General features: G+C 65.8%; 19 protein-coding genes. 5 read left to right on the top strand and 14 right to left on the bottom strand.

The annotated features are described in order from the left end of the window. Positions 1–22: 22 nt before the first annotated feature. The 3 genes from ACVINW_RS25265 to ACVINW_RS25255 form a co-directional block, all read right to left on the bottom strand. Positions 23–1,855 (bottom strand): flagellar hook-basal body complex protein, encoded by a 1,833-nt coding sequence (locus ACVINW_RS25265; protein WP_456753812.1) that lies wholly within the window; start codon positions 1,853–1,855, stop codon positions 23–25. Positions 1,856–2,078: 223 nt separating this feature from the next. Beyond that, complete coding sequence (gene msrB, locus ACVINW_RS25260; protein ID WP_456753811.1) at positions 2,079–2,594, bottom strand: peptide-methionine (R)-S-oxide reductase MsrB; 516 nt, start codon at positions 2,592–2,594, stop codon at positions 2,079–2,081. Between the two features lie 74 nt (positions 2,595–2,668). Next, positions 2,669–4,165 (bottom strand): NAD(P)/FAD-dependent oxidoreductase, encoded by a 1,497-nt coding sequence (locus ACVINW_RS25255; RefSeq protein ID WP_456753810.1) that lies wholly within the window; start codon positions 4,163–4,165, stop codon positions 2,669–2,671. Between the two features lie 95 nt (positions 4,166–4,260). Here ACVINW_RS25255 and ACVINW_RS25250 point away from each other — a divergent pair, with 95 nt between their 5' ends. Both ACVINW_RS25250 and ACVINW_RS25245 read left to right on the top strand, forming a co-directional pair. Then, entirely contained in the window at positions 4,261–4,803 is a 543-nt protein-coding gene (locus tag ACVINW_RS25250) for a SixA phosphatase family protein (protein ID WP_456753809.1), read from the top strand. A gap of 145 nt (positions 4,804–4,948) precedes the next feature. Continuing rightward, positions 4,949–5,374: a universal stress protein gene (locus tag ACVINW_RS25245; protein ID WP_163159795.1), complete on the top strand. Its 426-nt coding sequence runs from the start codon at positions 4,949–4,951 to the stop codon at positions 5,372–5,374. A gap of 101 nt (positions 5,375–5,475) precedes the next feature. Here the strand turns inward: ACVINW_RS25245 and ACVINW_RS25240 are convergent, their stop codons facing one another. The 8 genes from ACVINW_RS25240 to ACVINW_RS25205 form a co-directional block, all read right to left on the bottom strand. Next, positions 5,476–5,985 carry a hypothetical protein gene (locus ACVINW_RS25240; RefSeq protein WP_456753808.1) on the bottom strand — a complete coding sequence of 170 codons (510 nt, stop codon included), beginning with the start codon at positions 5,983–5,985 and terminating at the stop codon, positions 5,476–5,478. A gap of 17 nt (positions 5,986–6,002) precedes the next feature. Continuing rightward, a complete protein-coding gene (locus ACVINW_RS25235; RefSeq protein ID WP_456753807.1) occupies positions 6,003–6,323 on the bottom strand; it encodes a hypothetical protein in 321 nt (106 codons plus the stop codon). Positions 6,324–6,408: 85 nt separating this feature from the next. Then, on the bottom strand, positions 6,409–6,864 hold the full coding sequence (gene hspD, locus ACVINW_RS25230; RefSeq protein ID WP_456753806.1) for a small heat shock protein HspD: 456 nt from the start codon (positions 6,862–6,864) through the stop codon (positions 6,409–6,411). 466 nt (positions 6,865–7,330) lie between these two features. Then, the gene (locus ACVINW_RS25225) at positions 7,331–7,816 is read right to left on the bottom strand and encodes an Hsp20/alpha crystallin family protein (RefSeq protein ID WP_456756493.1); all 486 of its coding nucleotides are present in this window, start codon (positions 7,814–7,816) and stop codon (positions 7,331–7,333) included. A 213-nt stretch (positions 7,817–8,029) separates the two neighbouring features. Then, positions 8,030–8,353: a hypothetical protein gene (locus ACVINW_RS25220; RefSeq protein WP_456753805.1), complete on the bottom strand. Its 324-nt coding sequence runs from the start codon at positions 8,351–8,353 to the stop codon at positions 8,030–8,032. A gap of 445 nt (positions 8,354–8,798) precedes the next feature. Then, the gene (locus ACVINW_RS25215) at positions 8,799–10,190 is read right to left on the bottom strand and encodes a serine hydrolase domain-containing protein (protein ID WP_456753804.1); all 1,392 of its coding nucleotides are present in this window, start codon (positions 10,188–10,190) and stop codon (positions 8,799–8,801) included. A gap of 21 nt (positions 10,191–10,211) precedes the next feature. After that, positions 10,212–12,755, bottom strand: a complete 2,544-nt coding sequence (locus tag ACVINW_RS25210; RefSeq protein WP_456753803.1) for an EAL domain-containing protein — start codon at positions 12,753–12,755, stop codon at positions 10,212–10,214. A gap of 208 nt (positions 12,756–12,963) precedes the next feature. Then, positions 12,964–13,134 (bottom strand): DUF1127 domain-containing protein, encoded by a 171-nt coding sequence (locus tag ACVINW_RS25205; RefSeq protein WP_456753802.1) that lies wholly within the window; start codon positions 13,132–13,134, stop codon positions 12,964–12,966. 247 nt (positions 13,135–13,381) lie between these two features. Between ACVINW_RS25205 and ACVINW_RS25200 the strand changes: the two genes are divergently transcribed. Continuing rightward, positions 13,382–14,725 carry an aminotransferase-like domain-containing protein gene (locus ACVINW_RS25200; protein WP_456753801.1) on the top strand — a complete coding sequence of 448 codons (1,344 nt, stop codon included), beginning with the start codon at positions 13,382–13,384 and terminating at the stop codon, positions 14,723–14,725. An 88-nt stretch (positions 14,726–14,813) separates the two neighbouring features. Next, entirely contained in the window at positions 14,814–15,101 is a 288-nt protein-coding gene (locus ACVINW_RS25195) for a hypothetical protein (protein WP_456753800.1), read from the top strand. Between the two features lie 115 nt (positions 15,102–15,216). Here the strand turns inward: ACVINW_RS25195 and ACVINW_RS25190 are convergent, their stop codons facing one another. Further along, entirely contained in the window at positions 15,217–15,831 is a 615-nt protein-coding gene (locus tag ACVINW_RS25190) for a hypothetical protein (RefSeq protein ID WP_456756492.1), read from the bottom strand. Between the two features lie 83 nt (positions 15,832–15,914). On the opposite strand from ACVINW_RS25190, the gene ACVINW_RS25185 reads away from it, so the two are divergent. Further along, a complete protein-coding gene (locus ACVINW_RS25185) occupies positions 15,915–16,349 on the top strand; it encodes a hypothetical protein (protein ID WP_456753799.1) in 435 nt (144 codons plus the stop codon). 26 nt (positions 16,350–16,375) lie between these two features. On the opposite strand, the gene ACVINW_RS25180 is transcribed toward ACVINW_RS25185, so the two are convergent. Together ACVINW_RS25180 and ACVINW_RS25175 are read right to left on the bottom strand one after the other, a co-directional pair. Beyond that, positions 16,376–18,382, bottom strand: a complete 2,007-nt coding sequence (locus ACVINW_RS25180; protein WP_456753798.1) for a S9 family peptidase — start codon at positions 18,380–18,382, stop codon at positions 16,376–16,378. A 78-nt stretch (positions 18,383–18,460) separates the two neighbouring features. Then, positions 18,461–19,879, bottom strand: coding sequence for an MFS transporter (locus ACVINW_RS25175; RefSeq protein WP_456753797.1), 1,419 nt, complete (start codon positions 19,877–19,879; stop codon positions 18,461–18,463). Positions 19,880–20,148: the final 269 nt, after the last annotated feature.

Below are 20,148 nucleotides of genomic sequence, written 5' to 3'. Positions count from 1 at the left end.
CACGCGTGCGTCAATGATGCGCTCAGCGCACCACGTTCAGGAGATCCTGCACCATCGAATTGGTCGTCGTGATCACCTTGGTGTTGGCCGAATAGGCCTGCTGAGTCACGATCAGCTTGGTGAACTCGTCCGCAATGTCGGTGTTCGAGCTCTCGAGCGACGAACCGACGATGGTGCCGGCCTTGCCGAACAACGCCGCGCCGGATTCGTCGGTCGCCTCGAACGCGCCGCCGTCGATGCGCTTGAGGAAGTTGGTGCCGTTGAAGGTCGCGACCGAAATTTCCGCGAGGTCGATGTTGCGGCCGTTGGTGTAGTTGCCGACGATGCGGCCGTTGGTCGAGACGCTGACCGATTGCAGCTGGCCGGCCGGAAAGCCGTCCTGCTGGATCTGGTTGACCTGGACGTTGCCATTGGCATCCGCGAACTGGGTCACGCCGCCGGAGCCGAAATTGATCACGGGGTTGCCGAGCGAGACGCCGTTGACGACGGCATTGTTGAGGGTGACCGACGAGATCGCCGGCGACATCTGACCGTTCGAGGCGAAGGTGAAGTTGACGTTGGCGTTCTGCCAGGAGACCTGCGTGCCGGTGGCGTTGGGGTCGACCTGATAGAACAGGTTCCAGGTATCGGTATGTCCGGCGCCCAGCGAGGAGCTGTCGGTCTTGGCCCAGCGGAATTGCAGGTTCACCGGTGCGCCCGAGACGTCGTAGGCGGTGACGGCGCCGCCCGAGACGGATTCGTTCAGGAAGGTCGAGTTGTCGTTGCCGACCACCTGGCCGGTGCCGACGGTGCCGCCGCCGCCGCGGGTCGCGACCGCCGAGCCGGTGAAGCCGAGCGCCGCGAGCGCCGTCGAGTTCGAGCTCGTCACGTTGAGGTCCGACGACGTGCCGGAATGCAGGGTGATCTTGCCGCCGCTGATGGTCGATGGCGTCGCGGTGCCGGTGATCGCGTCGATCTTGGCGAGCAGCGTTCCGATGCTGTCGGTGACGTTGAGCTGGTTGCCGGTCGCGCCCGAAGCCACGAAGGTGATGACGGTGCCGTTGACCGTGATGGTATCGGCCGGCACCACGGGCGGACCGGCGGAGCCGGCGCTGAAATTGGTATTGATCGAGTCGGTGCCCGCAGCGCCCGACAGCAGGGTCGCGGCGGTGTTGGCGACCGACGGCGTCGCCTTGTTGTTCTGCGCGGTGCCGGTGACGGAGGAATCGGTATAGGGCGCGGCCGGCGTGCCCAGCACCAGCGGGTTATGTCCGCTGCTGAACGCGCCCGGCCGGATCAGCTCGGAGCCGGGCACCGAGGTATCGTGCGAGGTGGTCAGCGGATAGGATGCGAGGTTGGCGCGATAGTCGATCTTGGTGGTCTGCTGCGCCGGCAGGAAGTCGTTCTTGAACCGCAGCACCTGCGGCGAGGAGCCCGAGGGGTTGCCGGTGGTCGGGTCGATCGGCACGCCCTCGAGATAGTAGCCGGCGCCGTTGACCAGATAGCCGTCCTTGTTGAGCTGGAAATCGCCGCGGCGGGTGTAGCGGTCGACGCCGTCGAACACCGGCGAACCGTCGGTGAAGCTGCCGGGCTTCTGCACTGCGAAGAAGCCGTTGCCGTTGATCGCCATGAAGGTCGCGACCGAGGCCGACTGCACGTCGCCCTGCACCGAGTTGGTCGAGCGCGACTGCGCGGTGACGCCGCCGGCGAGCTGCGCGGTCAACGCGGTCTGCGGGACGAGATCGAGAAAGGAGGTATCGATGCGCTTGAAGGCCGTGGTCTGCGAGTTGGCGATGTTGCCGGAGATGTTCTCGAGCGCGTACGACCCTGCGCGCAAGCCACCGACCGCGGTCGTAAGTGCGCCGAAGATACCCATGACATGTTCTCCAATTCTAATCCCGGCGGCTGGCAATCAGCAGGTGGCCGCATCGGCGGAGCACGTCGCAAGGGTCGTGCCAGGAAACGAACCGTAACAAAATCATGCGCTTGAAAAAAAAGCCCCGGCCGTTTAACCGGGGCACAATTGCCGGGCAGGCAACAATTGCCGGGACGGAGCGCTGTCGTGACCCGCGCTCCCTGGCTGAAGATGGCGGTACTCGTCAGGTCGCCGAGGGCGCGGCCGGGTGAAACACCAGCGCAAAGCCGTCCATGCAGTAGCGCAGTCCGGTCGGCTTCGGGCCGTCGTCGAACACGTGGCCGAGATGGCCACCGCAACGGCGGCAGTGCACCTCGGTGCGCACCATGCCGAAGGTGCGGTCCGACGTGGTGCCGACCGCATTCTCCAGCGGCTTCCAGAAGCTCGGCCAGCCGGTGCCGCTCTCATACTTGGTCTCGGACGAGAACAACGGCAGGTCGCAGCCGGCGCAGGCGAAGGTGCCCTTGCGGTGCTCCTTGAGCAGCGGACTCGATCCCGGCCGCTCGGTACCCTGGTTGCGCAGGATCTCGTATTGCTGCGGCGTCAGCTGCGCCTTCCACTCGGCGTCGGTCTTCTCGATCTCGAATTTCTCGGCGGCCTTGTTATCAGAGGCCTCGGCCGGCGAGGCGCGCAGCCAGCGGAAGGCGGCGAAGCTCAGCAGGCTGGCGACGGAAGCAAGCAGGATACGGCGATCGATCATCAATCATCTCCGATGCGGGCGGCCAAGTCGGGCCGAACGGGCTCGTCAACAAATACGAACCCCGTCGCTGGACGTTACATCCGCCCGTCGGTGATCCGCTCACTTTCTTGCGAGGCGCGAGGATACCGCGGCTCATCGTCCTCGACCGGCCGGGGCGCAGGCGGGGCCGCCGGCCGCATCGCGGCCCCCGGCGGGCGACGGGGCGCCGGTCCCCGGGTTCCCGCCTTGAGATTGGCCTCGGCGAGCCGCGCCTCACGGGCCTCCTCCCTGGCGCGCGCCCCCTCGCGGTAGCGCGCCAGGACGCCCGCCACGGAGGAAGCGCCCCTCGTCCACAGGCTGACGAAATGCCCGGCAACGCGGCCGGTGGTGCCGCCGGCCCAGACCAGTTCGAACGGCGAGAACAACCGCCAGCGGTCGTCGCCCCACAGGATACTGCGTGCGATCAACTGGCCCGCGAGCGCCGAGGTGCTGAGCCCCTGCCGGCCGAAGCCGCTCGCCACCCACAGGCCTCGGCGCAATTGTCCGATCTGCGGCATGCCGTGCACGGTGACGCCGACCGCGCCGCCGAACACATCGGCGACCGGAACCTTGCCGAGCTGCGGAAACACCGTGGCGATGCGGCGCTGCACCGCCGCGCTGAGCCGCTTCGGCCGCGCATTCCAGGTGGTTTCCGGACTGGCCCACAACAGGCGATCGCCGTCGACGACGCGGAAATGGTCGATGCCGTCGCTGTCGACGACCGAGCCGGGAAAGGCGATGGTCTCCGCCAGCCGTTCACCGAGCGGCTCGGTCAATGCCGCGTAGCGCCACACCGGCAGCAGCGTATCGGACAAGCGCTTCAGCGGCGAACCGAGATGGACATTGCCGGCGAGGACAATGTGGTTGGCGCGCAGCCGCGCCGTCGGCGTCACGATGCGTTTGCGGATGCCCGAGAAATCGATGCTGACGACCGGCGTCTCCTCGAAGATCCGCACGCCTGTCCGCACGGCTAGCGCGGCGAGCCCGTGGACATATTTGCGGCCGTCGATCTGCAACGCCCTGGGGTAATAGATGCCGTGGAAGTAGCGGCCGGTCCTGAGCACGCTGCGCACGCGATCGACCTGCCAGCCTTCGACCTCGGTGGCAAAATCCTCGCCCAGCGTCTGCAACCGGCTGATCAGCGCCTCGCCGATATCGACGTTGGAGACTTCCAGCGCGCCGTCGCTCGCCTTGATGCCGGGGATCAGATCCTCGGTGGCGGTGGCGCGGACATAGTCGGCGCCTTCTTTGGACAGCGCCCACAATTCGCGGGCATTGTCGAGGCCGACGCGCTCGATCACATCCGATATCGGCAGGCCATAGCCCGGCATCACAGTTCCGAGATGATGGCCGGAGGCGTTCCAGCCGACCTGGCGGGCCTCGAGCACGGCGACGCTGGCGCCAAGCCGCGCCGCCTCGCGCGCCACGGTCAGGCCGGCCAACCCCGCCCCGACCACGCAAATGTCGACGTCGAGGTCGAACGCCAGGCGGTCGCGGAACGCCGAGGCCGCCTCGTCGGGGCCGTCCGCCGCACTTGTGGAAGTCTCGCTCATGGCGTTTCTTACGAACCGCTGCGGCGCTTGTCACCTTGTCCAGGGCATGAGCCTGTAGAATTAATTCGACCAGACCGAATCGAGAATGGAAGTTCATGCGCCGTTTGCTGCTGCTGCGTCACGCCAAGACCGAAACCGACGCGCCGTCAGGGCAGGACCAGGACCGTCGCCTCGACGAGCGCGGCCACCGCGATGCGGCGGAGATCGGCGGCTGGATCGCCCGCCATCCGCCTCTGCCCAACCTGGCACTGGTATCGCCGGCGGTCCGCACCACGCAGACCTGGGAGATCGTGCGCGACGCACTGAAGGGTGCGGGACCTGCGCCGAAAGTCGAATTCGTGCCGGACCTCTACGGCGCCGATCCGGCGCAACTGCTGACCGCGATCCGGATGGCGTCCGTCACCGATCCGAAGCGGCTGCTGCTGATCGGCCACAACCCCGGCATGCACGAGCTCGCCTTGACGCTGACCGGCAGCGGCGAGGAGGCCGCCAAGCGCGCGCTCGCCGACAACCTGCCCACCTCGGGGCTTGCCGTGTTCGACTTCGCGACCGACGACTGGAATGAGGTCTCGTTCCGGCGCGGCAAGCTCGTGCTGTTCGTCAGTCCGAAACTGTTGAAGCTGGCCTCGCGCAACTGACGCGAGCGGACAGCGCGGTTCCGTCATGCTATATTGAATTCCGCGCGACAGGGGGACCGGTTCGCGTCGATGCAACGAAGAAGAAGGCGCGCGTCCCGGCACAGGGACTAAACGGCTCCAGACCAATCGCGGACAGGAGGCGCAGATGTACAAGTCCATTCTCGTGCCGATCGACCTCGCCGATACCGATCTGGCGAAGCCGGCGATCGCAACCGCTGCAACGTTGTCGCAAACCTGGAACGGCGCGGTGCGCCTGCTCAACGTGCTGCCGATGACACCGGTGATGCTCGCCGAATACGTCCCGGCGGATTTCGACAGCCAGCAGCGTGAAACGTCGGAAGAAGCGCTTGCCATCGTCGCGCGCGAATCCGGCATCGCGCCCGGGCGCATCTCCGGCGTGGTCCGCCAGGGCGGCATCTATCACGAGATCCTCGAAGAGGCCGCAAACATGAAGGCCGATTTGATCGTGATGACCTCGCACCGGCCGGCGATGCGCACCTACTTCCTCGGCTCGAATGCCGGGCACGTGGTGCGCTATGCCAAATGCTCGGTGCTGGTGGTGCGGCACTAATGGGGTGGGCCATGGAGCCGCCGCTGGCGGCTCTGCCCAAATATCGAGGAACAACCCCATGCAAAGGAGCCGGCGGCTCACATTCTGCCCCTCGGAGCTTCTTAGGCGTCCATGGAAAGACCGTCCGGACCATCGCGCCCCTTGTGACGGCCAGATCCCTTGCCGTGATCGGCGGCCGGCTCGGGTTCCGGCTCCACACGGTGCAAGGCGTCAAGGATATCGTCGAAGCTGACGGAATTATCCTGAACGGACTGGCTTGGTCCCGGAATCGCGCAAGCGTTTGCCGCCCAGGAGGACAGGATTGCCCGCTTCTCGTACCGTGTCAGATCGCAGTCGTCGACGACGTCCATGGGATGAGCGAACGCGCCGGCCGGGTTCAGCAGCGCGGCCATTTCAAGCGTTGTCGTTCGTCCCTCGATCCTCGGCAGCAGCGCGGAGAGGCGCTCGGGGAACGTCTCTCGCAGAAGTTCCGCCGCGGAAGCCTGCTCTTCGCTCAATCGGCGCTCGACATAGGAGCGCTCAAGATCCGAGAGACGCGTTGCCAGCAGCCTGCGATAGCGGTCGATATTCCTTTGATGCGCGCGCAGCCGTTGCAGGTTCGCTTCGAGCATGGTCCGACCTCCCCGCCTCAGGCAGCGATGGCACGTTCGGTAGAGCGCAATCGGCAGGGCTTGCCTCCGGGAGAATTCCGGGGACCGCCATCGAGCTCGCACAGCGCTTCGAGGATCTCGTCGATCGAAACCGGCTTCTTCAGTCCGGCAGGCGAGCGCATCGAGGGGCAAGATGCGATTGCGGAGGCATCCGACGCCCAGGACGCCAGAATTGCCCTCTTCTCGCCGGTTGTCAGGACGGGGTGATTCACCACGTCCTTCGGGTGCTCGAAGACCGTGCCGGGATGAAGCAGCGCGTTGAAGTCGAAAACATTGTCGTCGGCGGTCGTCGGCCGCATGGTATCCTCCTTTTCATTGACGACGAGCGGCAGCCGCGCGGCGCGTCGCGCGGCCGCCAATCTGAGCCCTGACTAGGCTGCCTTGCTAGGCTGCCTTGGCTTCCAGCTTCTGGACGTTGTCGGCCGGCACGCCGTTGATCGCGATCCGGCGCGGCTTCATGGCTTCCGGGATCTCCCGGACCAGCTCGATCTTGAGCAGGCCGTTGTCGAACGCGGCGCTCTTGACCTGAACATAGTCCGCCAGATTGAACTGGCGCCTGAAGTTGCGGGTCGAGATGCCGCGATACAGGAAGTCCCGCTCGGCCTTGTCGGACTTGCTGCCTTCGATCGTGACCACGTTCTGCTCGGCCGTGATCGTGATATCGCTTGGCGCAAACCCGGCAACCGCCAGCGAAATCTGATAGCGGTCCTCCGCCAGCCGTTCGATATTGTAGGGGGGATAATTGTCCTCGCCGGCCCGTTGGGCCATTTCCGCGAGGTCAAACAGGCGGTCGAAGCCGACGGTCGAGCGCCACAAGGGAGAGAAGTCGTAAGTGCGCATAGCCAAATCCTCCTAAGAGCAAGATGGATACGAGCGGCACCGGACACGACCGGTGCCCGTCTCACTGCCCGGGCCCATGCGGCGCCCGGACGCCACCATTCGGTGGCGACTAAAAAATTAGCAAAGTCGCTTTTGGTTTCAAGAGGGACGCAGAAAATTTTCTGAAGACCGTTGGCGCTGGCCCGGCGCCTCCGGCTTTCGTTAACAAACGCCGAAAAACTTTCCGCTGGGCTCGGTTGCACCGGTGAGGATTGCGGCACGTGCACCGCGCATGGCGATGCCCCTCACCATGAACGCAAGCAGCAATGCGGGCGGCGTCTTCGGCGCCGCCCGCGTTGATTTGGCTTGGAGCACGATCCGGAAAAGTGTCGAACGGTTCTCCCTTGCGACAAACGCGGAACGCGTTTGCGCGAAGATCAGCTCGAGGCAAAAGCGCGAAGACGATTCAACGCAATCTCGTCGCGCTTTAATGGGCGTTGACTGCGACGCGCTTGACGCCTTCTCGCGGCTTGTCGGATTTCGGCAAGGAGATCGTCAGGACGCCGTTCTTGAACGACGCCTCCGCCTTGTCCTCGTGCACGCCCTCAAGCGGGATCTGGCGCTCGAAAGAGCCATAATAGCGCTCGGTGAAGTACTTCCCCTCGCCGTTGCGTTCGGCCTTCTTCTCACCGCGGATGGTCAGGACGCCATTGGCAATTTCGACCTGGACGTCCTTCTCGGTCATGCCGGGCAGCTCCGCCGAGATGGTCAGGTTCTTGTCGCCATCGTTCAGCTCGAGCCTTGGCCAGCCGAAGCGGCCCTCCATGAGCGGGCTGGTGCCGCCGAAGCCGCGAAACACATCGTCAAACAGACGATTCATCTCCCGATGCAACGTCATGAACGGATCGTAGGTATCGCGCACGGGCGCAAGCTCCTGGTTCTTTGTCCAGGGAATGAGATCACGAATAGCCATGTTTCTTCTCCTGTCGGTACGGGTTTGTTCTCCTGTTGATACGGGGCGGTGCGGGCGCCCTGCGCCCACACCCGACGTCCCGATGCTGTGACTGCGGTCAAGATCTGCGGTTCTTTCAAGGGCCTCCTTTGATTTTTTTAAGCTGGAAGCGGCCGCCCGCCCTGCGATGCGGGCGGCCACGATGCAGGCTGGGACATTCCGGCCTCGTCGACTTCAGCTGACGCGGGGCGGGTCCCGCTCGTCATCCCAGGGAAGGCGGAACATGCCGGGGTGGCTGCTGTCCGGCAGCAGCAGGGTGTCGACCTTGAGCAGCGGTGCGTCCGGCTTCCAATCCATCCAGCGCATCGAATCGAGATAGCGGACGGGTGGGAGCGGCAGTGCATGGCCGGCTCGATCGGACGTCACTTTGGGCGTGCTGTCCATGGCGATGGCGCCGGTCGGCGACAACATCGCCAATGCGAAGGCGCCGGCAATAAATCTCCGGCTACGGCTGAAGGTCTCCCGGGCAGCGGAGACGGGTTTTCGATTCCTGGTCATCTCATCCTCCTGTCGGTACGAAGCTGATCCATCCGATCGTCAGAAAGCTGAGGACGAACATGAGCCAATGCAGTACAGCCGTCCCGCTTTTGCGCGATCGAGTTTGCATGCGTCTGCTCATCTTGGGTCTCCTGGTGTGTCTCTCCTTTCTCCTTCAAACGTGAGCCGGCCATCGTTGCGGATGGCCTGATCAGCAGTGCCTCGCCGGCGCCGCTGTCGCGGGCTTCGACTTCCTCGGCCTCGGCGACCAGCGTCCAGAACCGGCTCGGCGGCAACCGACTTGGGAATCGAAAAAATGCCCTTCAAGGGCCTGCCCAAATTTTTTTTGCGACTGACAGCGCCGGAACCTAATCTCGGCGGTCAGGCTCGATGAAATGCTGACCGAAGGCGCGATGGTCGCTATGCGCCGAAAAGCGGACACAGCGAGCCGACTGTTGCATGCAGATCACTGAGGCAGCACCACCCCGGCGATTTGCATAACGCCAAGCTGGTCGAACAACTCGATCTGTTCACCGTTCAGCACTGGAATGTAGCAGCGACGTCTGGCACCCGGGTTGAGGATACAGAGCTTGTCCTCCGCGACCGTCCATGTCCCGGCCGCAGGTTCAAGGGCCTCGTCCCGGTGCGTATAGGTCATCCGGCCGTCGGGATCGAATCGCATTGTGCGCGGACCATCCCTGAGCTTGGGACCGAAGCTGATCGTCCTGCCCCGGAGTTTTGCGGCCAAGGTCTCCCCTGTCGGTCGTTCGCCGGTCGCTGCGGTGAGCGAGGCATCGGGCCCGGGATCATAACCCTCGGCCTTCAGGATCAGCCAGAAGAGCCTGGCAAAACTACGCATGGAAGGTTCGGTGTAGGGCGTGTCGCGGTCGACACGATGCACCACGACGAGATCGAGCGCGGGCACGACCAAGGCGTATTGGCCACCTTGACCTTCGGCCCAAAAGCTGCCCTCGGGCAAAGTCACCGTAGGCGCAACGGCACCGCCCAGAAAGCCGGTCCACCAGAGATAGCCATAGCCCGGCCCGAACGCCGCTCTCGAATAGCCACGCGTGCTCTCTTCCACCCACTCCCGCGGCACGATCTGGTGTCCGGCCCAATTGCCGTTGTGCAGATAGAGAAGTGCGAAACGCGCCAAGTCCCGTGCGCTCATGCGGATCTCATAGGCGGGGTGGATAGACGCTTCGCCGCGGACGTAGCTGCCATCCTGTTGCCGGTAGTCCTGCATGCCGATTGGCTTTGCTATCTTTTGGTCGAGCGCCTCGAAGATGCCGCTTCCGGTTGCGTGTTCGTAGATCGTGCCGAGCGCGTTGAAGTCCCAATTGTTGTAGTACCAGAAGGTGCCGGGCGGGTGGCTGCCGCGCGGCGGTCGCATCTTGGCCATGTCCGGCGTCTCGTAGAGCGCTGCGTGGTAGACCCCGGAACGCGCTTCGACGAGTTCGCGCACCGTCGCGCCCTTCTCGCTCCCGCTCAGGCCGGGCGGATTATCGTCGATGCCGAGTTCGCCAAGCGTGCTGTCGAGATTGATCAGGTGATCCGACACAGCGATGCCGATCAGGGCGCTGAGCAGGCTCTTGCGGACTGAAGCGACTTCCATCGGCTTCGTCGTATTGCCCCACTCCGCCACCACCTTTCCGTGCTGAACGATCACAACCGCGCTCGAGCGAAGTTGATCTGAAAAGGATCGCGCCTGGGCCAATACGGTCTCCGACCAGCCCAACTCTGCAGGGGTGACATGCTCCCACTCCGCGGCTGGGAAGCCGTCTTCAGCTGTGGCAGGCCCGAACCGAACCAAACCGCCGAGCAGCACGACGGCGAAAACAATCTGGCGAATATACATTGGATCCCACCCGTTGTTCGCCTAGCCGCGATTCTGTTTCGGCTCGGTCCGGCGCGCCTCGCGCTCGATCGAGGCGGCGACCAGCGGCGCCTGGTCGGCTGCGATCGGCGGCGAGAACACGAAGCCCTGCACCAGGTCGCAATTGAGGGTGCCGAGCACATCCACTTCGGCCGGCAATTCGGCGCCCTCCGCCACCACGGTCATGCCGAGCCCGTGCGACAGCGCGATGATGCCGCCGAGCAGCTTGCGCTTCTCCGGCGCGCTGGAAATGCCGTCCACGAAGGCGCGGTCGACCTTCAGGCAGTCGAACGGCAGCCGTGTCAGATAGCCGAGCGAGGAATAGCCCGAGCCGAAATCGTCCAGCGCCAGCCGGGCGCCGAGGTCGGAGAGCGCCGTCAGCGTGCGGCTGATCCGCTGCTCGGTGTGATCGACGAACAGGCTTTCGGTCAGCTCCAGGCAGAGCAGCTTCGCCGGAAAGCCGGTCTCTGCCAGCACGGCCGCGACCGCCGCCTCGAAATCCACGTTCCAGATCTGCGCCGGCGAGACGTTGACCGAGACGGAGCGTGGCGGCAGCCCGGCATCGAGCCAGGCGCGGCCCTGCCGGCAGGCCTCGCGCAGCACCCACAGGCCGAGATCGACGATCAGCCCGGAGCTTTCGGCGATCGGGATGAACTCCGCCGGCGAGATCGGGCCGCGCTCGGGATGGCTCCAGCGCAGCAGCGCCTCGAAGCCGGTGACGCGGCCGGTCTTCAGGTCCAGCTGCGGCTGGTAATGCGCCTCGAGCGCGCCGGCCTCGACGGCGTGGCGCAGATGCCGGCCGAGATCGAGCCGCTCATCGACCGCCTGGGCGTAGACCGGCTCGAACAATTGCGCCCGGCCGCGCCCGGCCTCCTTGGCCATGTAGAGCGCGAGATCCGCATTGCGCATGGCGGTTTCCGCCGTCGTGCCATGCTCCGGCAAGCGGGCGATGCCGATAGTGGCGCCGACAAAGGCCTCGCCCTCGATGAGTTCGACCGGGGCGGAGAGCTTGCCGATGAGCCGATCGGCAAGCCCGGTCAGCGCGGTGTCGGACGCGCCGTATCCGTCGGCCAGCACGGCGAATTCGTCGCCGCCGAGCCGGGCGATGAAGGCGCGCGGCCCCAATTCCTGCCGCAACGCGGCCGCCACCCGGATCAGCAATTCGTCGCCGGCGGCATGGCCGAGGGAATCATTGACCTCCTTGAAGCGATCGAGGTCGATCAGCAGCAGCGCGCCGCCGCGGCTGCCCGGCGCGCAGCCCTCGATCAGGCTGGCGAGCTGGCGCTTGAACAGCGCGCGATTGGCAAGACCGGTCAGGGGATCGCTGTAGGCGAGCTGCTCGAGCTGGCGCTCGGCCTCCTTGCGCTCGGTGACGTCCTGCACGGTGCCGATGATGCCGATCACCTTGTCGTGGGCGACCTCCGCCTTGCAGATCACGGCCAGATCGCGCGCCGTGCCGTCTGCGTGCAGCACACGCAGGTCGGTGGCCTCGGTCCTGCGGCTGCGCAGCACCCGCTTCTGCACCTCGCGGAAGCGCTCGGCGTCGCCGTCCAGGAAATAGGGCTTCATGCTCGCATCGGTCGGCTCGAACGTGCCGGGCGCAAAGCCGAGCAGCTGGTAGAGCTCGGGCGCCCAGACCGTGCGGCCGGTGTCCAGCCGGTAGCTCCAGGTGCCGATCTTGCCGAGGCGGTGGGCTTCCTCCAGCGCCCGCGTGCGCTGGTCGAGCAGCGCCTTGGCCGCGCGGAGCTGGGTGATGTCGCTCGACGTGCCGCGATAACCGCGGAAGCTGCCATCATCGGCGTAGATCGGCTTGCCGCTGGTGCAGATGCTGACGCGCGAGCCGTCCTGGCCGATCAGCGTATAGGTGAAGTCGCGAAAAGGGCGACGGGCCTCCATGTCGGCGCGGTGCTGCGCCATGGCCTCCGCGTCCTCCGGCGCATAGGCCAGTTCCCAGCGCGCCTTGCGGCCGGCGGCCACCGTCTGGAAGGCGGCATTGCCGGCGAGCGATTTGGGATAAGGCAGCAGGCGATGCTCGGCATCGCTTTCCCAGCACCAATCCGAGGCGGTCGAGACAAAATCGGCCAGCCGCTGCTCGCTCTCCGCCAGGCGCCGCAGCGCGGAGGTCTCCTCGGTGACGTCGCGAACAATGCCGGACACGCGCCGGACCTGACCACGCGCGTCGAAGTCCGGCTCGCCATGCACCACGCAGTCGAGCAGGCTGCCGTCGGAGCCGCGCAGCCGCGTCTGCACGGCATAGGGCCGCCCCTCCGCCCAGCAGGCCGCGTAATGCGACTCCAGAACCTTGCGGCTTTCAGGCAGATAGCGCTCGCGCACCTCAGCGATGGAGACGAAGCCGTCGACCGTCTCGAATTGGTAGAAGGCAGCTAGCTCCGGCGATATCCAGAATTCGGTCGCGGTGGCGCTCTGCGATTCCCAGTAGCCCATGCGGGCGAGCCTGATCGCACAGCGCAGCGACCGCTCCTCGTGCCAGCGGCGACGCGCTTCCCGGGTCGGGGCCTGCCCTTGCGACAATTTGCGAGCGGCCATCGGTCCCCAACTACCACGCTAGCGTACGCGGCGAATACGCTAGCATAGCGCGTCACAACCTTGCAGCGACGCAGATCACAAACCGGGGCTCTTCCGCTTCTTTGGTGTAGTTTCGGTGAATGCTGCAAACCGGCGCCGAGCTCGTTGTTTGAGCACGAAAAACCGCTGCGTCGTTTTCCGGATCACGCGCCAGCGCAGCAGCAGCAGCCTAACGCACCCGCACCAGTTCCAGATCGAGATCGCCGGTGACGGCGGTCTCGATCTGACAGCGCGAGATTCCGATGTCGCGCAGCGTCCGGTCGTCGAGCTGGCGCAGCGTCTTGATCGCCTCGCGGCGCATCCAATGGCCCGCCAGCGCATCGCCCGTCAGTCGGAGCAATCGGAGCAATCCGCCGCGCATGCTGGACCGCGCGGGCGTAGGGGCGGTTGAGGTTACCGTCGTCATCGTCTATCTCCTTCTATGCCCAGACGGCAAAGCTGTGCCGTTGACGCAAATGCCATTTCGCAGCCGCGCCGTCATCACCTCGGGTTGCTTTCGCGCTCCTCGGTACAATCATGGGCTTGTTTCCCCTTAAATGATCCGGTACATTGCTCGGAGCAAGCGAAACATTGTTCTCGGTGCAATAATGTCCCGGTTCGAATATCTGAAGCTGGCGGATGCGGTGGCCGCCGAGATCGCCAGCGGCGCGCTAAAGGCCGGCGACCGCCTGCCGCCGCAGCGTCATTTCGCCTATGACCGCAACATCGCGGTCTCGACCGCGAGCCGGGTCTACACCGAGCTGTTGCGGCGCGGGCTGGTGGTCGGCGAGGTCGGCCGCGGCACCTTCGTGTCCGGTGAAGCGCGCCGCGGCAATGTGGCCCCGCCCGAGCCGCGCGGCGCCCGCATCGACCTCGAATTCAACTATCCCCTGCTGCCGCACCAGGCGACGATGATCGCCAAGAGCCTGGAAGGGCTCGAGCGGCCCGAGGTGCTCGAAGGCGCGCTGCGGCCGGCCACCAGTTTCGGCACCCGGGCGGCGCGGACGATCTCCGCCGAATTCCTCGCACGCAAGAGCTGGTCGCCGAATCCGGATCAGATCGTGTTCACCGCCAATGGCCGGCAATGCATCGCCGCCGCGCTCGCCGCTGTTGTGCCATCAGGCGGACGCTGCGGCGTCGAGGCGCTGACCTATCCCTTCGTGAAGGGCATCGCCGCGCGGCTCGGTGTCTCGCTGGTGCCGCTTGCGATGGACGAGCACGGCGTCCGCCCGGACGCGGTGCAGAAGGCGCATCGCGAGGCGCATCTGTCCGCGATCTATGTCCAGCCCACGATCCAGAACCCGCTCAGCATCACGATGCCGGCCGAGCGTCGCGCCGAGCTGTTGCGCGTGGTGGAGAAGCTCGGCCTCGTCATCATCGAGGATGGCGTCTACGGCTTCCTCGATGACGAGGTGCCGCTGGCGTCGCTGGCGCCGGACAGCTGCATCGTGCTCGACAGCCTGTCGAAGAAGGTCGCGCCGGGCCTCGCGCTCGGCTTCATCGTCTCGCCGCCGCGGCTGCGCGAGAGCGTCATGGCCGCGGTGCGCTCGGGCGGCTGGACCGCGTCGGGCTACGCCTTCGCGGCGGGGCAGCGGCTGATGGCCGACGGCACCGCCGCCGAATTGTCACGGCTGAAGCGGATCGACGCCGGCCGCCGCCAGCAGATCGCGGCGAAGCATCTGGCCGATTTCGAGATCCAGACCAACCCGAAATCCTATCACCTCTGGCTGACCTTGCCGCCGCACTGGCGCTCGCAGACCCTGGTCGCGGCGGCAGCGCGCCGCGACATCGCGCTGACGCCGTCGACCACCTTCGCCGCCACGCCGGGCCATGCGCCCAATGCGGTGCGGCTCGCGCTTGCCGCGCCGCCGATGGAGCAGCTCGATCTCGGCCTGCGCACGCTTGCCGGCATGCTGAGCGCGACCGAAGAGGATTTCGATTCGACGGAGTGACATCGCATCTGCACTCCGAGTTGGCCTTCGGAACGCAGCACCAACATCAATAACCGCAGGCGGCGTACGTCTTTCGAGCGAGACGAAAATGCGTGCCCTCGGCAACGAAGTCGACATCGAGGCACTGGTCGCCTCTGCGATACTCTCCGATCACGCCGCACTGCAGATATTCGAGGTTGATCCGCCAGCGCTTCTCCTGCGGCGAGTAGGTCGCGAAGTCGTGCTGCGCGACAGGCGCCCCCTTGCAAATCCCGGCAACGTATTGCCGCACATCGACGGGCAGATTGTCGATGTGATGGTGATCAAGCGGATCATGCTTGTTGCCCACGCTGCCCTTGGAGAGAGCCGGATGCATGCTCAAGAGGATGAGGCATAGAGCCAGAATGGGGGTCCGGATTGTCATCTGACACTCCAGCTGAAAGCAAATCAGGCGCTAATATTACAGCGTGTTGCTTACAGCCCGCTTACAGTCGGTCGCGCGAAGCGCTGCTTCATTGCGCTTGATTGCGGGTGACCTTCGGCAGCAGCGCATCGGGCAACCGATCGAAACTGTAGCGCCGCGGATGGTTGCGGGTGACGAAGCCGCCGACCTGCCAGGTGAACAGCGCGGCAAAGCCGACCAGGAACAGCGCACCCATCCAGTTCGCGGTCCATAGCGCCATCAGCAGCAAGCCGAGCATTGCCACCGCAAGGCAGGCCAGCAGCGCCAGCGCGGCGGTGTATGTCTTCGGCCCGAGCCCTCCGACCAGCCGGGCCGTGCTGCCGGCCGCCTGCATCCTACGATGCAGCGCGACGATGAAGTCGCGATAGAGATGGCCCTGCGGCGCCACCAGCGTCGCGGTCTGCCAGGTGGTCGAGAGAATCGCGATTCGACCGCCTTTGGCGTTGTCGATGTCGGCGCGAAACCGTTGCTGCTGCATCGAGACCGGGCGATAGGACAGCTTCACGGCGGAGATGTCGGCGTAGTCCCAGACGCCGGACCGGCCGGCGATCCGCCACGCCAGCCCGTCCTCGGTCAGTTCGAACTGGTGCGCCGAGCCGATCAACGAGGCCTTGTACGCATAGCGCACCGCTGTGCCCTCGCCTGCCTCCGACCGGTCCTGCAACGTTGTTGGCAATCCGCCGTTCCACCTGATCGAGCGTATCCGCGCGCTTGCGCGGAAGGTCGGGCTTATCCTACAAGCGGGCCATGCCCGAGACGACCTATTTTCCACGCTACCTCATCCTCGGCGGCGCTATGATATCCGGCGTGCTGCTGGCGCTTGCCGTGCATATGCTCGGCGCGCGCTACGGGCTCGATCTCGGCGGCCTGTGGCGCTCCGATACCCGCGAATTCATGCCGGCCGGCGCGGCGATCGCCTGGTGGCTGATCGCATCCGTCGGGTTTTCCGGCGGCTACTTCACCGCCAATCTGATGCACAGCGCGGTCGCCGGCCAGATCCCGCAGCGGATGCGACAGTTCCTGATCGTCGTCGGCGTGCTGATGCTGGCGGGCGCCGGCCAGGCCGCCTCGGCGCCGAGCACGGTCTCGACCATTTCCGCCGTGGTCGCCGGCCTCGCCGCGCTGTGCCTCGGCGCCGTGATGGCGTTCTGCGGCGCCTATTTCGCCCTGCGCAAGGACTAGGACGCTTTCGAGCGGCGCGATCCGTCTCAGCCGCGCAGCCCGGGCACCAGTTCGGCTCCGGTCTCGACCTTGAGCGACGAACCCGCGAAGTCATTGCCAATCGGCTGGCAACGACCGCCAAGGTGCTTGGCGAGGAATGCTTCGGTGACACCATAAAAGGCGAGCCGATTTTCCGGCCGCACGAAGCCGTGCCCCTCGTCGGCGAATGTGACGTAGGTCACCGGCACGCCACGCTGCTTGAGCGCATTGACCATCTGCTCGGACTCGGCAGCCACGACCCTCACGTCGCGCATGCCCTGGGCGATCAGGATCGGCTTGGTGGCGCGATCGATGTGGGTCAGCGGCGAACGTTCGACCAGGAACGCGCGGCCGGCCTCGGTGTCGGGATCGCCGAGCCGGTTTTTCCAGACGCTGATCCACGGGCCCCAGTAGGGCGGGATCGTCGCCATGAATGTGACCAGATTGGAGATGCCGAACAGATCCACGATGCAGGCGAAGACGTCGGGCGTCTTGGTCGCGGCCACCAGCGCCGAATAGCCGCCATAGCTGCCGCCGAAGAAGCCGACGCGCTTCGGATCGGCGATGCCTTGCGCGATCGCCCAATCGACCGCGTCGATCAAATCGTCATGCATCTTGCCGCCCCATTCGTGGTCGGCCGCGGTGACGAAGGCTTTGCCGAAGCCGGTCGAACCGCGATAGTTGACGGCAAGCACCGCATAGCCGCGGCTGGCGAGCCATTGATGGACCGGGCTGAAGCCCCAGCTGTCGCGGTAGTAAGGACCGCCATGGATCACCAGCACCAGCGGCACGCGGCCGGCTTCGGCCTCGACCGGCCGGGTCAGGTAGCAGTTGAGGCGCAGGCCATCGCGCGCGGGGATCACCACCGGTTCCAGCTTGCGTAACGCCAGGCCGTCGAGTGCGCGGCGCTGGGTGAACAGCTTGTGCACCTCGCGCGTCTTGCGGTCGAGCAGCGCGTATTCGCCGCTCTCGGTATCGCGCTCGTAGTAGATGCTGCCGAGCCGCAGATCGTCGCTGTTGCTGACGAAGCTGATGTCGCCGGCGCCGTGCCGAGTCAGATCGGCGAGATTCTGGCTGACGCCCGGATCGATGGCGTGCCAGCGGACCCGGTCGGTGACCGCCAATGCCGCGATCGGCCGGCGGTGCTCGTCGAAGATCGCGCGCACGATGTCGGCGTCTTCGTCGGCGGCGAGCAGCGTGGTCTGGCGCGTCGCCATGTCGAGCGCGAAGAACGCCGCCTTGTCGCGGCCCCGCGAGTCGATCAGGTACATCGTGTTGCCGTCCTCGCTGAAATCGAGGATGTGCGTCGTGTCGGTATCGGCAATCGGCACCGTCGCGAACGGCGCCCAGCTGCCGTCCGGACGACGCTCGAACACTTCGGCAGAGCCATCGGCGGCCAGCCGCGTGGCGATGCGCAACTGGAATGCGCTGTCGGTAACCAGGCCGGCATAGTCCGGATTCTCGTAAACGAGCACGCTTGCGCCGGTCACGATGTTGACGCGGTACAGATCGAAATATCGCTTGTCGCGCTGGTTGTGCTGCAGCAGCATCTCGTCGGGAAACTTGCGATCGGATTCCTGCACGAACGACTTGACGCCGGCCTCCGGCGTCAGCGGCACGATCTTGCCGTCCGTGACGTCGACGCTGGCGGCGCGCCAGTTCTCGTCACCGTCGCGCTCGCGAAAGAACACCAGATGGCGGTTGGTATGGGCCCAGCGATACACGTTCGAGATGTTGCGGTCGGTGACGCGGGTGACCGGCCGCGCCGCCTTGAGGTCGGACAGCGGCGCGATCCAGAGATTGTTCACGCCGTCGAGCGGCGCAACCCAGGCGAGCTGCGTCCCGTCGGGGCTAAGGCGGACGTTGATGTAATCGGGATTGTCGAAGAATACCCGGCGCGCGATCAGACCGGGTGCTCCTGCGCGCGCCGAACCGGTCAGGTTGGCAAATGGCAGCGAGGCGCCGAGCATGGCGGCGCGGCGCAGCAACAGACGACGGTCGATTGGCGCAGACATCTGATCGGCCCCCTCGGCGACAGCCCTCGACGGTGCAAGGTTAAATGCCGCGCCGCGACCGCGCAACGACGGCCTGGCTCATTGCCGCGCTTGTGATGATGCGCCGATCCAGATCAGCGCGGCGGCGGCAAGCAACACGCCGGTGGAGATCACGAGTGCCACATGCAGGCCGGCGATGAAGGCCGCGGACCGGCCGACCAGGGAGCCGAACAACGCGACGCCGAGCACGCTGCCGGTCTGCCGGGTCGCATTCAGCACCCCGGCCGCGATGCCGGCGTGCCGCGGCTCAGCACTGCCGAGCAATGTCGATGTCAGGGGCGGCACCAGCAGGCCGAGGCCGCCGCTGATCGCGACGAGTTGCAGACAGATCGCGGGATAGCTCGTGCCGGGGCTGATGAACAGCAGTGCCAGACAACCGGCGGCGGAGACCGCGGCGCCAAGCGCGATCGCCGCCGGCGCGCCGATCCGCTCCGCGAGATGCGGCGCGATCAGGTTGGCGGGCAGCACCGCGCCGAGCATCGGCACGAACGCCAGACCGGTCGCAAACGCCGACAGCCCGTTGATCTGCTGGAAGTAGAGGCTGAGCACGAAGATCAGTCCGTAGAACGCCACATTCACCAGAAGACCGACCAGCGAGGTCAGCGCGAACATCCGACGGCTGAACAGCGAGAGCGGCAGCATCGGCTGCGGCGCGCGCGCCTCTTGCCAGATGAACAGCACGGAGAAGATCGCGGCGAGAACGAAGCCTGCGACCACGAACGGGCTGTCCCAGCCGAGCGCGCCGCCTTCGATGAGCGCGCCGGCCAAAGTGCCGAGCGCGGCAATCGCGGCGAGCTGCCCCGGCAGATCGAGCCGGTGCTGCTGATGGCGGGTGGTTTCGTCGGCAAAACGCCAGGCGAGCCAGAGGCCGGCCAAGCCGATCGGCAGATTGACCAGGAAGATCGCACGCCAACCGACCAGCGTAATCAGTCCGCCGCCGACAAACGGGCCCGCGGTCAGCGCAAGGCTCGCGCCGGCAGCCCAGACGCCGACCGCGCGTCCGCGCGCCTTGTCGTCCGCATAGGCGTGGCGCAGCAGCGCCAGCGAGTTCGGCACCAGGATGGCCGCGGCCAGCCCCTGCACGCAGCGCGCGGCAATCAGTGTCACCGCATCTGGCGCGACCGCGCACGCAACCGATGCCGCGGTGAAGATCGCAAAGCCCGCCATGAAGACGCGCTTGGCGCCGATCCGGTCACCGAGCGCACCCGCGGTCAGGATGAAGGCGGCAAAGGCGATTGTGTAGGCGCTGACCACCCATTGCAGTTCGGCAACCCCGCCGCCGAGCGAGGCGCCGATGGCATTGAGCGCAGTGTTGACGATGGTGACGTCAAGCTGCACGACGCCGTAACCGAGGCTCATCGCGGCGAGCGTCAATGTCGCCGCAAGCCCGGTCCTTTGTGGATCGGACGCCGCGCGCTCGTCCGGCGTGCGCCGGAGGTTCAGGAATGTCTGTTGCATGCTCTTGTCCTCGCTCTGGGCGACCAATGCGAGAGATAGACCTTCGTTTCTATGAAACACTTCGCCAATGATCGAAGTGTGTCATGGTCGACGCTGGCTGGGCCGTCGCCACCTTGCGCGGCGTTTTGCCTCAATAGACCTACGGACCGGCTCCGGCGCGCCGCGTCCCGGCCCGCACTCCACAGCCGGATCATGCGTGGACGCGGATCGACTTCACACTTTGGTAAACGCCAGCGCGGGCGCTGACGTCCCATGCCGATGCATATCGT

It is taken from the genome of Bradyrhizobium sp. USDA 4461 (assembly GCF_054055655.1).
The sequence above is the reverse complement of the archived record's forward strand: the minus strand, read 5'-3'. Positions and strand labels throughout refer to the sequence as shown.

Bases quoted from the DNA above. Each gene is read 5' to 3' on its own strand.
- ACVINW_RS25265 (WP_456753812.1), bottom strand. From the start codon at position 1,855: ATGGGTATCTTCGGCGCACTTACGACCGCGGTCGGTGGCTTGCGCGCA.
- msrB (WP_456753811.1), bottom strand. From the start codon at position 2,594: ATGATCGATCGCCGTATCCTGCTTGCTTCCGTCGCCAGCCTGCTGAGC.
- ACVINW_RS25255 (WP_456753810.1), bottom strand. From the start codon at position 4,165: ATGAGCGAGACTTCCACAAGTGCGGCGGACGGCCCCGACGAGGCGGCC.
- ACVINW_RS25250 (WP_456753809.1), top strand. From the start codon at position 4,261: ATGCGCCGTTTGCTGCTGCTGCGTCACGCCAAGACCGAAACCGACGCG.
- ACVINW_RS25245 (WP_163159795.1), top strand. From the start codon at position 4,949: ATGTACAAGTCCATTCTCGTGCCGATCGACCTCGCCGATACCGATCTG.
- ACVINW_RS25240 (WP_456753808.1), bottom strand. From the start codon at position 5,985: ATGCTCGAAGCGAACCTGCAACGGCTGCGCGCGCATCAAAGGAATATC.
- ACVINW_RS25235 (WP_456753807.1), bottom strand. From the start codon at position 6,323: ATGCGGCCGACGACCGCCGACGACAATGTTTTCGACTTCAACGCGCTG.
- hspD (WP_456753806.1), bottom strand. From the start codon at position 6,864: ATGCGCACTTACGACTTCTCTCCCTTGTGGCGCTCGACCGTCGGCTTC.
- ACVINW_RS25225 (WP_456756493.1), bottom strand. From the start codon at position 7,816: ATGGCTATTCGTGATCTCATTCCCTGGACAAAGAACCAGGAGCTTGCG.
- ACVINW_RS25220 (WP_456753805.1), bottom strand. From the start codon at position 8,353: ATGACCAGGAATCGAAAACCCGTCTCCGCTGCCCGGGAGACCTTCAGC.
- ACVINW_RS25215 (WP_456753804.1), bottom strand. From the start codon at position 10,190: ATGTATATTCGCCAGATTGTTTTCGCCGTCGTGCTGCTCGGCGGTTTG.
- ACVINW_RS25210 (WP_456753803.1), bottom strand. From the start codon at position 12,755: ATGGCCGCTCGCAAATTGTCGCAAGGGCAGGCCCCGACCCGGGAAGCG.
- ACVINW_RS25200 (WP_456753801.1), top strand. From the start codon at position 13,382: ATGTCCCGGTTCGAATATCTGAAGCTGGCGGATGCGGTGGCCGCCGAG.
- ACVINW_RS25195 (WP_456753800.1), top strand. From the start codon at position 14,814: ATGCGTGCCCTCGGCAACGAAGTCGACATCGAGGCACTGGTCGCCTCT.
- ACVINW_RS25185 (WP_456753799.1), top strand. From the start codon at position 15,915: ATGCCCGAGACGACCTATTTTCCACGCTACCTCATCCTCGGCGGCGCT.
- ACVINW_RS25180 (WP_456753798.1), bottom strand. From the start codon at position 18,382: ATGTCTGCGCCAATCGACCGTCGTCTGTTGCTGCGCCGCGCCGCCATG.
- ACVINW_RS25175 (WP_456753797.1), bottom strand. From the start codon at position 19,879: ATGCAACAGACATTCCTGAACCTCCGGCGCACGCCGGACGAGCGCGCG.